We start from the raw sequence: 15,701 nt of genomic DNA, 5'->3' as shown, positions 1-15,701 counted from the left end.
CGTGATCGGTCAGCCACCACGGTTTCTTGCAGGACTTGGTGTGTCTACTCATCTGAGAAATGAATTCTTCGCGGTCAAGATGGAAGCGGTAGGTCTATTTGACTTAGATTGGTGGGGTGGGGTCAGCTCCTGCGGATTCATTATCGCCACCATCGGCATCATCAGCCGAAGCGTCCCCGTCATCGGTTTCGGATGTTTCATCGTCGTCATTATCCCCGCCATCATCCTCAACGTTGGCCTCAGAGGAGTCATTCTCATCGGGTCCAGGTATTTCTTCAGTGTCGGATTCAGAATCATCTTCGACAGATGGCTCGGAGCCATCATCACCGATTTCTGGAGGTTCTTCGGCATCAGGTTCAGAGGGGTCCCCACTATCGGTCTCTGTAGATTCGGTGCTCGATGTGTCCGTGGACTCCGCTTCGTCCTCGGTCGACGCCGAACTGTCTTCATCGTCGGTGGCATCAGGTTCAATCGGCAAGCCATCAGCAGCTTCGGATGTATCCTCATCGCTGTCATCTGAGGTGTCTGACTCAGTTGTAGTGGTGTCGTCGTCTGCTGAATCAGTTGACTCCTCGTCGGTCGGTGCGGAGGAATTGGGGCCGATTTGTTCGAAATTATCTCCAGTGGTGTTTGAGAAATTGGAGGTGCCAGGGCGGGAGGCATTGGAAGCCCCTGACTCAGTGTCTTGGTCCCCTGGAGTCTGATATAGTTTGAATTGACCGTTTGTGACTACCTTATTGATATCTGGATGATTTTCTAGGTACGCAAAGTCATCGTATGAAAATTTAAACCCGTTATAGAGCTCTGCGTCACGAGCGATATCTGAACCGACCACCCCAACATAGAGCGGGTTCTCGTTCGTATGGATGGATTGATTATCGAAATGTATCGGCGCGGGTCCGATTTCGTCTTCGTGATAATCTATGAGTCTTCGCTCGATCCCGCTGCTAGAGTCGGTCGTCACAGATGCATATCTAAAGGCCGCTGACCGAGCGTACACGATCGGCTGGTCGACATCGTAGTACTCAAACGCCGTATCGTACCCACTTACGTGGCTTTCGGGTACGTGTCCTGAACCTTTGTAGATAAAGCTGGATGAGTGTATGACTGGCATAGACAAAGCCAGACAGCAGACGAAAAAGATGAAAAACACGCTCTGTACGGACCGAGATCCTAGCTTAGATTGAAGAAGAGAATATAATCTCGCCAGACTGAGCGAGCCGAGAATCGTCACCACCACCATAACGAATCCCAGGTGGCGGGCAAACTGATCGGAGATGCCACCGGCAAGGTAAAAAAACACCATCCCAACCACGCCGAGGACGCCAATCGTAAGTGAGAGTTCGAAATAAGGGATGGTACGTTTTGTGCGCTTCACCGACCATCCAATCAGTAATACGTTCACCACGTAGAGACCACAAAATATGCTTGCAATCAAGAATAATTTGACAAATATCTCTCCGACGCTTCCTCCGACAGCGTCGACGGAACTCGCCCGACCTTCTACAGTCTCAATTCCCCGCCCGGTAAAAGAAATAATACGTTCAACAGACAGTTCTAGTTTATTGACGAAGAACTCTCGACCACTCATAAGTAGCCAAAACAGGATTCCAGTGACGAGCGTCGGAAAGTGGTGGTGATTGTGGGTGTTGATAAACTCTGTACTTACCCTCTTGTCGAGAATTATCAAACTAACCGATAGCAGACCCAATAACAAGACGAGATTCGCGGCCTGCTGTGGGTGGAGATAGATATAGAACCAAACTAGTAGCACTATCAGAACAGACGAACGGCTTCGAAGATTTTTGTAATAAAGAATAGTTGCAAAGAGAATTACTGGGAGAAACAACACAGCCTGACTCGTTGGATGTGCTTCAATTCGAACGCCGAGCTGATTTATTGGAAGAAACAACAGTCCAGACAATAAAGCAATATATTTTGCATTCTGTTTGCGGGGTTCAAGTCGTCGGACAGACAAGAAAACGAAGATTGGGAACACCAAGCCGTAAACTACGGCCAACATATACAACATCGTATTTGCACTACCTCCGGTTATGAGGGCCCAGATCGCTGTGCCAACATGAAGTGCAGGATACCGCCATTCGAGGATCTCTCCGGCCTGCAGAATATCCTGTACCGTTCCCCAGTGACTCATTGCATCTGTCGCTCCGACATGATGATACCCTCGAATAATCGGCAACAGTAGCAATGAGGCGACCGCAAATCCACCGAGTGTACCGCCAAGATATTTATTCAAATTTTTAGATAATAGGATGTGCGTCGCTACGACCAGCGAAAGAGCGAAACCGATCCAATAAACCATCGTCGTCTCGGTATAGATTGAGAGTTCGTACCCTGTTGCCGGTGATCTATAAGCTAATAAGATCCCCACAGATAACAAGATGAATGCAACAGAAGAGACGCTATACGTGGCACGGTCGATCTGGTCCATCGTCACCTTGGTGTTTTATTTGGCCCAGTTGTCAATCATTTGCCAGATTTTGGAGACAATCGTGACTCGGGTTAGAAGCCACAGGAATCTCTCTCAGAGACGAGCCTCATTGCGACAATATAATCTAAATTTGCAGACGTATTAGAGATGCTGAGAAACTATTAGCATCATGGATCACCGTCTTCACTGTGTATACAGTATCGAATTAGTCACGTTCTTGGGTCGACTACCTACGTGAAAAATGTGACAGTGAGATCATAATATCCGATATCAATGAGTATAACAAATCGAATTAGATACGTTCGCTTGATCACGCTGTGGCTACTCGTTTCCATCTTATTGTTGGTTGTTCTAGATAGGTTCGAACTGGAGCCGTTGGTAGCCCTTTCTGTAATCGGTGTGTTACTGATGACCGAAGTCACTGCCCCAACCCACATCAATCCCCAATGGCGTCAAAGACTCAGCATGGTGCGGCTGCTCAGTATATTGGTATTTGTTGTAGTTGCTTCTCGACGTCTGGTCGAGATCGTAGTTGAGTTGATATGAGTTCCACCGTTCGCCGAGTCGGATCTATCACTGCGTCCTCACGGTATCTGTTTACTCTTCGATTTTCCTCCGTCGACAGATCAGAGACGAATGCTCGGGCCTCTACTCCAAGTCTCGTTACCAGCGAAACGTCGCCGTAAGTGGGTCGTGGTTCGTACTGATCGTTTCCACCGGCGAATCCAACCCAACAGCAAGCGCCACGGCGAACAACGATATGAGTGGATGATCGAACCGAGTGCAGTTTTCATAGAGTGGATCCGAAAACTGGACCTCCATCGTTTGGTGTTCAATATCGATATCAGAACTGAGCGATTGGGCGAGGCCAAACTCTTCGACGACTGCTTCTGCAAGTTGTTGGGACAGTTCCTGTGGTTCGTCTGCGAGTGGCTTATCTAACATACTCAGAACTGAGAAAAATAGGCCCTCGCCCGTGGGGCGGATCGACAATCCGACTATCTCACTCTCGTTTCTCACTACGAAGGATTCGAGGTCCAACCAAGCTATTTCACGAAGTGGTATATCGGACTGTTTCGGGACGTAGAGGCGAACTGCTTGGGTTTTATTTCGGGGTTTTATATTGCTCTGAAAGTCTGTTTCGGTGTCTCTATCTTTCGGATTAGTTTGTGGAACGTACACACGCCGGTCAGACAGATCAAGATCCGCACAAATACCCTCGTAATTCCCCATGGTGGCAGCATGGATCTGTTCGCCCAAATCTGCGGTGATAAATCGATCTATCCCTAGATAGTAGGTAAGCACACCAGAAAACAAACCAATTCCGCCTAATACGAACAGCACGGCTGTCGCATCCAAAACTACCGCACCAATAGAAAACACAGCGCCGATTCCGATCAAGATCGCCCCAATTGCAGGGTATGGATAGCGTGTGTAGCTGACTGAGTCATCTCGTCGACGTTCGTCGGCGTCCTGTTGGGGGCTATTAGTGTCACGGTGGTTCCAGCTCTCTCCGTCCATCTCTGGGTCGTCTCCATCTTGACGTTGTGAATGTGGATCTGGTCTACTCATATTGGTACTCAACTCACGACTGAACGGCGGATTCGGCTCGAAATTTGATTAATGTGACACGACAATACAAAACTGGACGATACAGTTGGTCAGACATACCCAAGATCCTTTAGACGATCAGTCACTACAGCGTCTTCGACCGCTTCAGGTTCGTACAGAGACTGTTCGGCGTAGATATCTGGTCTCTGTCCCGTCTCTACGGTCAGCCACGGGACGTCGACCAACTGCGGCGTATAGGTCTTAGACGGATGACCCCACTCTGTGATCGGTATCGGACGAGACCGCTCTCCAATCATGTTTCCGTGGTCCGACGTGACAACGACCTTCCCAGAGATGTGTGAAAGCAGCTCCGTGACACTCTCAAGTGCGAGTTCAAGATTACTAATATAGGCGTCGGCGATAGATTCTTTCGTATACTCGATCCTATCGCGCATCTTGAGTCCCCAGATGTCGGTCCCGAAGTCCTCGATTATCCCACGGCCTACCTGCGCCAACTCCGTGCCAATGAACGGGTAGTGAGGCTGGAGATAATGGAAGATGTGTCGTTTATTCGGATACCGTTCGAGGCTTTCTAGGCAGGCTTCGGTCATCTGTGTGGGTCTTACGGTTCCAAGATCAGCATCCCACCGGTCAGAGTTCCAGACGTGATTGATATCGTGGAACTCGACTCCAATCGACTCAAGATGCTTTTCCAGCTGGGGATTGGCCGTGGTATAGACGGTATCGAGATGCTGTTCGCCTGTGAAGTTCCCGTAGAGGAACTCGGATGTATTGGATCCTCTGGAAACCTTTGATTCGACAGTACCGGCAATATCAATCACCGAAGAGAACACATCGTATCGACACGCGTCTAATATGACTAAAATATCCCACTCCTCGTTCATTATTTTAATTCCGTTTATATTGTAATCTGCAGCTACCTTTTTTGTATGGTACTGGCGATTCAGTTCTCGAAGAGCTAAATTTGGATGTCTGAATCCAATTTTGAAATGTTCACTACTGTACATAGTACACGATTTATTTTCGGTAAGCAGTCCCGAGTGGGGCCGTATGTATAGTTATAGGCGCTCTATGCTACATGGTATTCGGTAGTTTCATATTTCTTCTATGGTCTTTAACTGAACTACCACTGTTTTTGAGCAAATCTTAATATGCGTTTTCCAAACTGTCCAATCGTACTGGAGATTCAGACGATTAGTTGGTTGCAGAGTGTGATTTTCTGTGAGAGACATCCTCCGGTAGGCCCCCATCCCACTCGGCGTGGACGACCGCTATCTGTATCGGGATTTGATCAATGTCCAGTATTTTCGCAATCGACAAGCGATGGCGGCCATCCAGCAGCACTAGGTCACCATCTCTTCCAACGGCGACACTGATTTCACGCAGTGTGGGCGGGTAGAAACTCGCGTTTTCGCCTCGGTCAACTGTGAGCTCAGATTGAGGCGTGTATCCGTTTTCTTTGATTGTCTTGTAGAGGTCATCGAGATAGGAACATCGGCTTCGCAAATCTTGCATGGAGCTACACCCGTGCCAGCACGATTCACCGGATCGAATGAGTTGTTTCGCATGCTCCAGTTGCCTCGTTCGATCCCACTCCCATCCCCGTTCAAATCGTTTCTTCAGTGAGTGGTAGATGCGATACTCGTCGAAGTCTTCTGCCTCCGTATCCCACTGGCCGCCGTGTATTTCACCCGAATTGGCGACCGAGAACGACGGCTCAGGAGCAATCAGTTTCTGAATAGTATCGGGGCGGGTATAGTATCTCTGTCGCGGATGTATCTGTTTGTTCTTGAACTGACTCTGATATCTGTACTCGGTAATCATGGTAAAATAGCGCCGGATTAACGGTTGTGAATAAGATAGTACCAGCTGTGATATGTCCAACCTATTTATTTTATTATGGACGGCAAATAGATAGCGTTGGCTCTGTTGAAATCCTTGAAGATTTACATGTTTGTCGTGTAATTCCATGAGATGAAGACCCTCCCGAAGTCGCAGATTCTCCGTTTTACTGAGAAGGCGATCCACCTAGCACGCCGAGCAGTCTCTCGATACTCCTCGAAGTTTTCTAAACACCGCTATACACTCCCGCAGCACGTTGTTCTACTGTGTCTCAAAGTTCGGAAGAACACGACCTATCGTGGTCTGCTTGACGAACTGATCGAGATGCCACGCATTCGTCAAGCTCTTGGATTAACTGAACTACCTACGCCATCAACGCTCTGTAAGGCGTTCAATCGGCTTGATATGGCTGTATGGCGTGTTGTATTGACTCTCTCAGCGACGCTACTTCCGACGAGTGGAATCGTTGGAGTTGATGCGTCAGGGTTCGACCGCAGTCACGCCTCAAAACATTACACGAAACGGGCTGAACTCACGATTCAGCAGCTCAAAGTGACGCTGTTGGTAGATACGAAAGTGAACGCAATTCTCGATCTGCACGTGACGACGACACGAAAACACGATAGTCAGATCGCTCCATCGTTGGTCAAACGCAACCCCGAGACCATCGACATTCTGCTCGGTGACAAAGGCTACGACGACCAGAAGATCAGACGACTTGCCCGTCACCACGAGGTTCGGCCACTGATTAAGCATCGTGAGTTCACATCTCTCCACAAGGCATGGAACGCACGCTTAGACGCTGATCTCTACGGACAGAGAAGTCAATCAGAGACGGTCAACTCAACGCTCAAACGAAAGTACGGTGCCTTCGTTCGCTCCCGACAATGGTGGAAACAGTTCCGTGAACTCGTTCTTAGATGTCTTGTCCACAATATCGACCGAGCCCTCTAAGATCAGTACAGAGCAAAGGTCCCACAATCGTTATCTCATCAGGCATTAACCCATTATGTATGTCAAAAGTAATTTGGACACTTGCTGTAGCATATGGTCTCGTTGGACTCGGTCTATTCTACAGTTTAGCAGTAGATTCTAGTGAGCTATTTTTAGCCATGACTACCGTCATCTATGTTCTAATGCTTCCATTAGCATATCTAGTCTATAAAAAACGGGTTGTAAGTGAGTAATCGCTCAAGAAACAGCCAATTCCCACATCTACGTAGCAGCTGTGTCACTGCTAAAAGTGTTAGTTCAATAGGATTTCAACAAAGCCAAGTCAAGCGGATTACTGCGGCCGGAGATATTCGCCAGCCTGAGCGCCAGCGTCGACTCGATTCGCTCACACCCACCCAGCGAGAGGTGTTCGACCTCGCACGGAAGGAGGGGTATTACGAGTGGCCTCGCGGCACGTCGACCCGGGAGCTTGCTGAGTTGAGCGGCGTCTCGAAAACCACACTGTTAGAACACCTCCGCAAAGCCGAGGCGAAACTGCTCAATCCACAGGAGACGAACTGAGTTACTTGCCGACGATAGCTCTGAATGCGAACAACGCGTTTTCCTTCCGTTCGCGGAGTCGACGGTAGAAGTACGACATCCATTTGTCGCCGTACGGGATGTACTGGTAGGTCGGCACCCCGTCGGCTGCGAGCTCTCGCTGGGCGGCCTCTCGGACCCCCATCAGCATCTGGACCTCGTAGTCGGTGCCGTACTCCGCATGGAGCTCGGCCGCATGGTCGATCATGGCTGGATCGTGACTGCCGACTGCGATCCCATCGTCGAACTCTCGGAACGCGAACTCGAGGAGCTCCTTGTAGGCCGTGTTTACTGCCTCCTTGCTTTTGTGTGCGATCTCGGCGGGCTCATCGTAGGCCCCCTTGACAAAGCGGATTTTCCCCGGCAGTTCCGCAAGCCGTTCGATATCCTCACGCGTGCGCTTGAGATTCGCCTGGACGCAGAGCCCGACATCGCCGTCAGTCCCGATGGCGTGAGTCTCGAAGGCATCGAGTGTCACGTCGGTCGTCGTGTGGTCTTCCATATCGATCCAGACGAACCGGTCGTGTTGTTGGCCAGCTTCGACAATCGACGCGAGGTTCTCCTCGAAGACGTCGACACCGACATCGAGGCCGATCTGTGAGGGTTTGACCGAGACACAGCCCCCAACGTCGGCCGCAGCAAGCGCGGCAATGAGGTCGATGTAGGCCTGCGTATCGGCGTCAGCCGGTGGCCGCTTGCTGTAATGTTCGCCCAACAGGTTGAGAATGCCGTCGACGCCATCGCTGTTGCACGATGTGACGTGCTCGATGGCCGTCGACGGATCCTCTCCGGCAACGAAATTGTTGGCAATCGGTGGGATCATGAATGGTCTATTGTAGCTATCAGGCCTCAATACCGACCCTACCATACTATACTGACATTTGATGTCTGAAACGAACAACTCTCAGCAGCCGACCGACCATGGGAGGGTGACTGTTGATACAGATAGTACTATTCAGAAATACCATGGTAGATGATATCAAACGGAACCTAAATCGGCGAAATCTCATCAAAACCTCTGGTGTGGCTGGCATCACGGCGTTTGCAGGCTGTATCAGCACATCAGACGATGGCGGCGACGGCGGCGACGGTGGAGATGGTGGCGACGGCGGCGACAGTGGCGAGGGGGCCTACTCCATCGGGATGGTCGACTCACTGACTGGCTCGCTGTCGGCGTTCGGTGAGCGCAATCAGCGCGGCAAAGACCTCGCCCTTGGGCGTGTGAACGAACTGGGAATCAACGACCAAGAGCTCGATATTATTGTCGAGGACTCGGGCAGCGAAAATCAGGGCGGCATCTCCGCAGCCCAGAAGCTCGTCAACCAAGACTCCGTGCCGTTTCTCATCGGCGCAGTTGGCTCCGGTGTCTCGGTTGCGATCTACGAAAGCGTGGTCCAAGAGACCGATGTCGTCCAACTGAGTCAGAACTCGACTGGATTGGGCCTCACTGATTTCCCGGGACTGCTCCGGATGTCGCCAACTGGGCGAGCACAGTCACTCGCGTTGGCCAACATTATCGCGGACGATGGCTACGACAGCGTGGCGGTCACCTACGTCAACAACGAGTTCGGACAGAGCCTGACCGACGCGTTTGTCGACGCGTGGGACGGCGAGGTCGCCTACAACAGCGCCCACGATCAAGAACAGTCCTCCTATTCAAGCGTGATGTCGGAGATGAACAACTCGGGAGCGGATGCGTGGCTGTTTATCACCTACCAGGCGGAGTTCACCACGATGGTCAACGAAGCCTTTTCGAGCGGCTACGAAGCCCAGTTCTACGGTGCCGACTCCGCCCAGGGCAGCGGTGTGCTCGAAGGAACGCCGGAAGGGAGCATGGAGGGGATGAAGATCACGCTACCCTCGGCCCCAATCGAGCAGGAGAACTACCAAGAATTCGCAACAGCGTTCGAAGAGGAGTACGGCGAGGAGCCGACCTCCTGGTCGGCCTACGCCTACGACTGCGTGATCAACGCCGCACTGGCGATCCAGGCGGCCGACGATTTCAGTGGGTCGGCACTCCAAGAGACGGTTCGAGAGGTGTCACGACCGTCGGGCGAGCAGGTGTCGACCTACGAAGACGCCCACGCGATCCTTGCCGAGGGTGGTAGCGCCTCGGATGTCGACTACCAGGGCGTCAGTGGCCCCATCGACTTCGACGAGAACGGCGATCCGGTTGGCTTCCTCCAGATCGTGACCGTCGAAGACCACGAATACGTCGACGCTGGCTTCATCGAGGGGTAGTCAAATAATGTCCGTCCTCGAACTCGTCGCAAACGGGCTGATCTTCAGCAGCATCCTCGTCCTCGGGAGTATCGGGCTGTCGTTGATCTACAGCATTGCGAACTTCGCGAACTTCGCACACGGCGATACGATGACGGTCGGGGCGTACTCGGCACTGGTGACGTTCGGCGCGGTTGGCGGACTCGGTGGCTCGGTGTTAGGACTCCCGTACGGCTTTTTTGTAGCGCTGCTCGTCGGAGCCGCAATGGCAGCGGTCGTCGCCGTCGTTACTGAGAAGGTCGTCTACGAGTCCCTCGATATCGGCTCGATTGGCCTCCTCATTACGTCGATTGGCATTGCGTTCATCTATCGCAGCGTTATCCAGATCGGCTTCGGAGCCGACTTTACGCGGTTCGATATCGTGGCGCTTCGACCGATAGAGTGGCTGGTTCCGTACGGGATTCGGGTCACCCAACACGATGTCGCCATCGTGATTTCGGCGGCCATCCTCGTCGGTGGACTCCACGTCCTGTTGCAGTACACTGATTTGGGGCGAAAAATGCGCGCGATGGCCGACAACCCGGATCTCGCCCGTATCAGCGGCATTCGAACCAAACGCATCACGCTCGTGACGTGGGTGATCGGGGCCGGACTCGCCGGCGCTGGTGGGGTCTTCCTCGGGCTGTTCAACCAGCTCGCACCGCGAATGGGGTTCAATTTGCTGTTGCTGATCTTCGCGGCAGTCATCCTCGGCGGCATCGGCTCGATCTACGGGGCGATGCTCGGCGGCTTTTTGATAGGTATGATTAGTCAACTCACGCCAGTTCTGGAAATGGTCGGTATCCCGATTGGTATCGAGTACGCGAACGCCATCGCCTTCGTGATCATGGTGGTCGTCCTGCTCGTGCGTCCAACCGGTATCGCAGGGGAGGCGACCTGATGTCGCTCCGTGAAGATGCGGTCGACTACTGGAGCGATCTCACGCGAGCCGAGCAGGGCGTCTCCGGGAGTATCGCCCTGTTCGCGGCTGTCCTGCTCGTTGGCCTCGTCACTGGCGGTCTCAACCCGACGTACTTCCTGTTCCTCGTCGGGCTGGCCGGGATGTACGCCCTCATGTCGCTGGGACTCAACTCCCAGTGGGGCTTTAGCGGCCTGATCAATTTCAGCGTGGCCGCCTTCTTCGGCATCGGTGCCTACGGGGCTGCGCTGATGACGTCGGATTCGTCGCCGATCCTCGGCGGCTTCGATCCGATCTTGGGGCTCGTGGTCGCCCTGTCGGTTGCAGCCGTGATGGCGGTGTTGATCGGTATACCGACACTCCGACTGCGGGCCGACTACCTCGCGATTGCGTCGCTGGGACTGGCCGAGGTCGTTCGTCTCTTGGTGCTCAACGAGCGCCAGTGGACCAACGGCAGTGGCGGTGTGCGTGGCATCCCACGGTTCTTCGAGAACTGGCCGATTCTGTCGACGTTCCCCGAGGCGATGCCGGTGATCGAGATCGCGGTTCCGAGAATCGGATTCAGTATTCCGGGGCTCTTCGGTATCATACCGGGACTCGATGTCGTCATTCTGTCGGGGTCGCTGATCGTGCTCGATTCTCCGTTCTACCAGATGCTGCTCAACATCTCCCTTGCGACGATCTTCGTGGGGGCCAGCTACCTCGTCTTGCGCCGGGCCCACCGCTCTCCGTGGGGCCGTGTGCTGCGAACGATCCGGTCCGACGAGGATCTCGCCAGAGCGCTTGGGAAAAACACCTACTCGTTCAAGATGCAGTCGTTCGTCCTCGGCAGCGTCATCATGGCGCTGGCAGGCGTCTTTTACGCGCATCTCAACCTCTTCGTGAGCCCCGGCGACCTCAACCCCATTACGACCTTTTATGTCTGGGTTGCGGTCATCCTCGGCGGCAGCGGCTCGAACCGCGGGGCGCTGTTCGGCGGGATCGTCGTGGTGACGATCCGGGAAGGAACGCGCTTCCTCAACGAATTCGCGTGGATTCCGTTCGATACCGCGCCGCTCCGATTGCTCATGATCGGCGTGTTGATCGTCCTCGTCATGAAGTTCCGCCCGCAGGGGATCTTGCCACCGCAGCGAGAACTCATCTGGCCGGATGCCATCGCGGGTTCGGAGACGAAACCAGAGCGCCACACGAATCAGCAGACTGGCGGTGACTCCAATGAGTGATACTGACACTACAGCCGACGTATCTCCAGCCGAACAGTCGACGGTCGACGAGTCGACAGCCGACGGATCGACCACTGACGAGTCGACCACTGAGCAGGCCGACGAACCGGAAATCGTCCTCGAAGTCGAGGATCTACAGAAATCCTTCGGTGGCCTCGTTGCCACCGACCACGCGACCTTCGAGGTCGAACGCGGCACGATCACCGGACTGATCGGCCCGAACGGGGCTGGGAAGTCGACGATCTTCAACCTCATTTCGGGGTTCTACGAGTCGGATGGTGGCACTGTCACGGTCAACGGAACCGACGTGACCAACAGGGAACCCTACGAGGTGGCCGAACAGGGCCTGATTCGGACGTTCCAGACGCCCCGAAAACTGGAGGGGATGACCGTCCGCGAAGCGATGCTCATCGGACCACGAAACCAGCCCGGTGAGTCGTTTCTCACGCTGTTTACCGATCCGGCCACCGTCAACGAAGCCGAATCAGCAAATCTGGCTGACGCCCAACGGATCCTCGAAGAGTTCGAGATCGACCATCTCGCCACCCAGCCCGCGACCGACATTTCGGGTGGCCAGATGAAACTCGTCGAGCTGGCGCGTGCGATGCTTGCCGAACCCGAGATTCTGCTGCTCGACGAGCCGGTCGCGGGTGTCAATCCGACGCTCAGAAACACGCTGGCCGAGCAGATCCGTCGACTCAACGAGCAGGGGACGACGTTCCTCCTGATCGAACACGACATGGAGTTCGTGATGAGCCTCGCGGACCCGGTGGTCGTGCTCAATCAGGGCAGCGTTCTGATGGAGGGCAAGCCAGACGAGGTCCAGAGTAACGACCGTGTTATCGAGGCGTATCTCGGAGGTGGCACATGAGCGACCCCGTCCTTGCGTTGGACCACGTCGACAGCGGCTACGGCGAAGCGCAGGTGCTCGATGATCTTACACTCCAACTCAACCGGGGCGAGATCGTCTGTCTGGTCGGTCCGAACGGGGCCGGGAAGTCGACCGTCCTCAAAACCGCCTTCGGGATGCTGACGCCGTGGGAGGGCACCGTCCAGTACCACGGCCAAAACATCGGTGGGATGGCACCCGAGGAGATCGTCCGCGAGGGGATCGGCTTCGTGCCACAGACCGACAACGTGTTTGGCTCGCTGAACATCGACGAGAACCTCCGTATGGGTGGCGTCGCTCGCACCGACGACCGTCTGGGTGAGGTGATCGACGAACTCTACGAGCGGTTCCCGCTGCTCGACGAGAAGCGGTCGGCCAAGGCCAAGACGCTCTCGGGCGGCCAGCGCCAAGTGTTGGCCTTTGCCCGCGCACTCGTAATGGAGCCGGATGTACTCTTGATCGACGAGCCATCGGCCGGACTTGCACCGAACACGGCTGATGACGTATTTGCGGACGTGCAGGCAGTCAACGAGATGGACACCTCGATTCTCATGGTCGAACAGAACGCCACGAAGGGGCTGAACATCTCCGACCGTGGCTACGTCCTGGATCAGGGGACAGTCGCCTACGCGGATGACGCCAGTGGTCTGCTCGACAACCCCGAAGTCTCGAAGCTGTATCTCGGTGGGTAGGCGTCGACGCTACGTTTTTGATTCATGAGTCGACAGTCACCTGTTGCACTGGCACCGCTCCTAGCAGCCGTGCTCTGGGGCGGGATGTACATCGTCAGCAAGTGGGGATTCGACGCGATACCACCAGTGACGCTCGCGTTTCTCCGCGTCGCGCTCGGTGCGGCAACGCTTCTCGGCGTGGTTCGAGTCGTCTACCCGTCACGAGAATTTTCGCGTCAGGATTGGACCGGATTCGGGTTTCTCGGTGTCTGGGTCGCTGTAACGATGGTGACGCAGTTCATCGGGACGGATCTGACCACTGCAAGCGAAGGGGCCCTCATCACCGTCCTGACACCGATTTTCACGCTCGTGTTTGGGGTCATAATTCTCGACGAGGCCCTCACGCGGCGGAATATCGCCGGCATGGGGCTTGCGGTCTGTGGAACTGGGCTCGTTCTCGCTGGCCAATACGAACTGGCGTCGATTGGTCTCGGGAGCCTCTTTGGTGTCCTTTTGCTCGTGGTCGCGAGTGCCGGCTGGGCCGCCTACACCGTCTGGGGTAAGCCACTGATTCGGCGGTATTCGGCGCTCGAAACGGCAACCTACTCGACGGTGCTGGCTGTGCCACTGATCGGACTCCTCGTGCCGATTGAACTGGCCGTCTCCGATGTCGCGCTGTCGACGATCCCAGTCACACTCTCAGTTGTGGCCGCAGTCGTCTATCTCGGCGTGTTGAGCACGGCTGTCGCGTGGTACTGCTGGTACAAGGGACTCGAAGAACTCGATGCCGGAACGGTTGCGGTCTACTTCTTTGCCCAGCCCGTCGTCGGCGCTGCGCTTGGGGCGCTGCTACTCGGTGAGTCTGTGGGTCCAGAATTCGTCGCTGGTGGTGTGTTATTGGCGGTCGGAATCTATCTTGTAAGTACGGCTCGCACTGAATGATCAACCGGCGCTACTCCCTACACGGACGAGGCCAGCGGGCTGGTCGACAACCCCGAGGTCTTGAAGCTGTATCTGGGTGGGTAGCTGTCGCTGGTTTTGTTTTCGTGGCTCTTAGCTGATCTGGTAAAACAACATACAATATGCAGATATTGCCATCAGTTAGCATACAAAATATAGAGCATATAAACAGCGTATTGTGACACTAATTGGTGACTTAATTTCCTTGAGATACTCTTACTTACCTGAGCAAATAGATACAATCCATGAGACAGACATTCAGTACTATTTCCCACAAAGAATATCCTGAAGACGATGAGTCGATAGTAGCTACGTTAATTCTAATAAAAGATAACGATAAAATTCAAATTCGGATAACAAAAGAAACCGGTGAAATTCAGAACAATGAAGTACAGATTACATCAAAAGAAATTTTAGATCTTGGTGATGTTAATGTGAAGACACTAAGCACTATCAGGGAGCGAACAAATACGTGGATTCAGTCAGAGAGCAAGGCAGCAATTTTCGAAGAATTTGATGACGTAGAAGGCGAATACGAGCGAATCAGTTATACTCAAAATACCGGGAGAGGATTTAGTAACACCTCATCGAAAGTTGTAGAGGGAAAATCTGAAAGCTCGTTTGATGAGATCCGTTTTTCTATTGCTGAAGAAGGCATATCATTCGATTTTCCAGAGGATGGCGGACATGGAAGTGTTTGGATACCAAGCGCTGACGAATTAGAATATGGTCCTAAAAACATTTCAAATGCAGACCTTTTCAATAAGACTCTTTTCGATTTCTTTCAATTAAGATTTCCTAACGAAATTTTATCTGATGCATCTAAATTAGCATCTCCCGAAGATGATGCTATTTCATATGTTGAGAGAATTTTCGATAGATTTGGTGCTGTAGTTCGACAGCTGGATGAACGACAGAGAGACCGGGAGCCGCTACTTGTTAAGGATGAATATGATGTCCAATACATACTCCAAGCGTTACTCAAAATCAACTTCGATGATGTTAGAACAGAGTCTCACACAGAGCAACATTCAACGGTCAATCCACGTGTTGACTTTCTGCTTGAGACTAATAAAATTGGTATAGAAGTGAAGTTGGCATCAGAATCGATGAATAAAAAGAGGATTCTGAAGGACCTAGCGAAGGATAAGGAACAGTACCGTAACTCCTCGAAAATAGAAACTTTGCTCTGCTTTATTTACGATCCGGATTATATCATAAAGAATCCTGCTGAGCTTGAGTCTGACCTATCAGGATCACGTGACAATCTCAAAACCACTGTTACAGTGACTCATTGATTTCTTGAAAGGGTTCAATTTTATGACAAGCAGAATTGGGTTTAGGATCCACTTGTAGGTACGAGCGTTATATTCAGCTTTGA

At 53.0% G+C, this 15,701-nt stretch carries 13 protein-coding genes and 1 pseudogene; 9 read left to right on the top strand and 5 right to left on the bottom strand.

Annotated features, from left to right (window positions below):
* Positions 1-103 precede the first annotated feature (103 nt).
* The 4 genes from HALTADL_RS12035 to HALTADL_RS12015 all read right to left on the bottom strand — a co-directional run bounded on the left by HALTADL_RS12035 (position 104) and on the right by HALTADL_RS12015 (position 5,995).
* The gene (locus tag HALTADL_RS12035) at positions 104-2,458 is read right to left on the bottom strand and encodes a hypothetical protein (protein ID WP_162551722.1); all 2,355 of its coding nucleotides are present in this window, start codon (positions 2,456-2,458) and stop codon (positions 104-106) included.
* A gap of 657 nt (positions 2,459-3,115) precedes the next feature.
* Positions 3,116-3,973, bottom strand: coding sequence for a hypothetical protein (locus HALTADL_RS12025; protein ID WP_100190891.1), 858 nt, complete (start codon positions 3,971-3,973; stop codon positions 3,116-3,118).
* A 140-nt stretch (positions 3,974-4,113) separates the two neighbouring features.
* A complete protein-coding gene (locus HALTADL_RS12020; protein ID WP_089673958.1) occupies positions 4,114-4,908 on the bottom strand; it encodes a hypothetical protein in 795 nt (264 codons plus the stop codon).
* 310 nt (positions 4,909-5,218) lie between these two features.
* Positions 5,219-5,995: a ParB N-terminal domain-containing protein gene (locus HALTADL_RS12015; RefSeq protein ID WP_100190890.1), complete on the bottom strand. Its 777-nt coding sequence runs from the start codon at positions 5,993-5,995 to the stop codon at positions 5,219-5,221.
* Between the two features lie 3 nt (positions 5,996-5,998).
* Here HALTADL_RS12015 and HALTADL_RS12010 point away from each other — a divergent pair, with 3 nt between their 5' ends.
* Together HALTADL_RS12010 and HALTADL_RS12005 are read left to right on the top strand one after the other, a co-directional pair.
* Complete coding sequence (locus HALTADL_RS12010) at positions 5,999-6,820, top strand: IS5-like element ISHla2 family transposase (RefSeq protein WP_009488261.1); 822 nt, start codon at positions 5,999-6,001, stop codon at positions 6,818-6,820.
* A gap of 354 nt (positions 6,821-7,174) precedes the next feature.
* A pseudogene (locus HALTADL_RS12005) lies at positions 7,175-7,381 on the top strand (helix-turn-helix domain-containing protein); the annotation flags it as partial.
* 1 nt (position 7,382) lies between these two features.
* Here the strand turns inward: HALTADL_RS12005 and HALTADL_RS12000 are convergent.
* Positions 7,383-8,222 carry a proline dehydrogenase family protein gene (locus HALTADL_RS12000; RefSeq protein ID WP_089673441.1) on the bottom strand — a complete coding sequence of 280 codons (840 nt, stop codon included), beginning with the start codon at positions 8,220-8,222 and terminating at the stop codon, positions 7,383-7,385.
* A gap of 143 nt (positions 8,223-8,365) precedes the next feature.
* Here HALTADL_RS12000 and HALTADL_RS11995 point away from each other — a divergent pair, with 143 nt between their 5' ends.
* From HALTADL_RS11995 to HALTADL_RS11965, 7 genes are all read left to right on the top strand, one after another.
* A complete protein-coding gene (locus tag HALTADL_RS11995; RefSeq protein ID WP_089673442.1) occupies positions 8,366-9,640 on the top strand; it encodes an ABC transporter substrate-binding protein in 1,275 nt (424 codons plus the stop codon).
* A gap of 7 nt (positions 9,641-9,647) precedes the next feature.
* Positions 9,648-10,559, top strand: coding sequence for a branched-chain amino acid ABC transporter permease (locus HALTADL_RS11990; protein WP_089673443.1), 912 nt, complete (start codon positions 9,648-9,650; stop codon positions 10,557-10,559).
* Positions 10,559-11,800: a branched-chain amino acid ABC transporter permease gene (locus tag HALTADL_RS11985; RefSeq protein ID WP_089673444.1), complete on the top strand. Its 1,242-nt coding sequence runs from the start codon at positions 10,559-10,561 to the stop codon at positions 11,798-11,800. The genes HALTADL_RS11990 and HALTADL_RS11985 overlap by 1 nt, the downstream gene beginning before the upstream one ends.
* Positions 11,793-12,671: an ABC transporter ATP-binding protein gene (locus HALTADL_RS11980; RefSeq protein ID WP_089673445.1), complete on the top strand. Its 879-nt coding sequence runs from the start codon at positions 11,793-11,795 to the stop codon at positions 12,669-12,671. The genes HALTADL_RS11985 and HALTADL_RS11980 overlap by 8 nt, the downstream gene beginning before the upstream one ends.
* Positions 12,668-13,381, top strand: coding sequence for an ABC transporter ATP-binding protein (locus HALTADL_RS11975; protein WP_089673446.1), 714 nt, complete (start codon positions 12,668-12,670; stop codon positions 13,379-13,381). Before HALTADL_RS11980 ends, HALTADL_RS11975 begins: the two co-directional genes overlap by 4 nt.
* 24 nt (positions 13,382-13,405) lie before the next feature.
* The gene (locus HALTADL_RS11970) at positions 13,406-14,302 is read left to right on the top strand and encodes a DMT family transporter (protein ID WP_089673447.1); all 897 of its coding nucleotides are present in this window, start codon (positions 13,406-13,408) and stop codon (positions 14,300-14,302) included.
* Positions 14,303-14,565: 263 nt separating this feature from the next.
* Entirely contained in the window at positions 14,566-15,618 is a 1,053-nt protein-coding gene (locus HALTADL_RS11965; protein ID WP_089673448.1) for a PD-(D/E)XK nuclease domain-containing protein, read from the top strand.
* The last annotated feature ends 83 nt before the right edge of the window (positions 15,619-15,701 follow it).

This window comes from Halohasta litchfieldiae, assembly GCF_002788215.1.
GTDB classification, from domain to species: domain Archaea; phylum Halobacteriota; class Halobacteria; order Halobacteriales; family Haloferacaceae; genus Halohasta; species Halohasta litchfieldiae.
The sequence above is the reverse complement of the archived record's forward strand: the minus strand, read 5'-3'. Positions and strand labels throughout refer to the sequence as shown.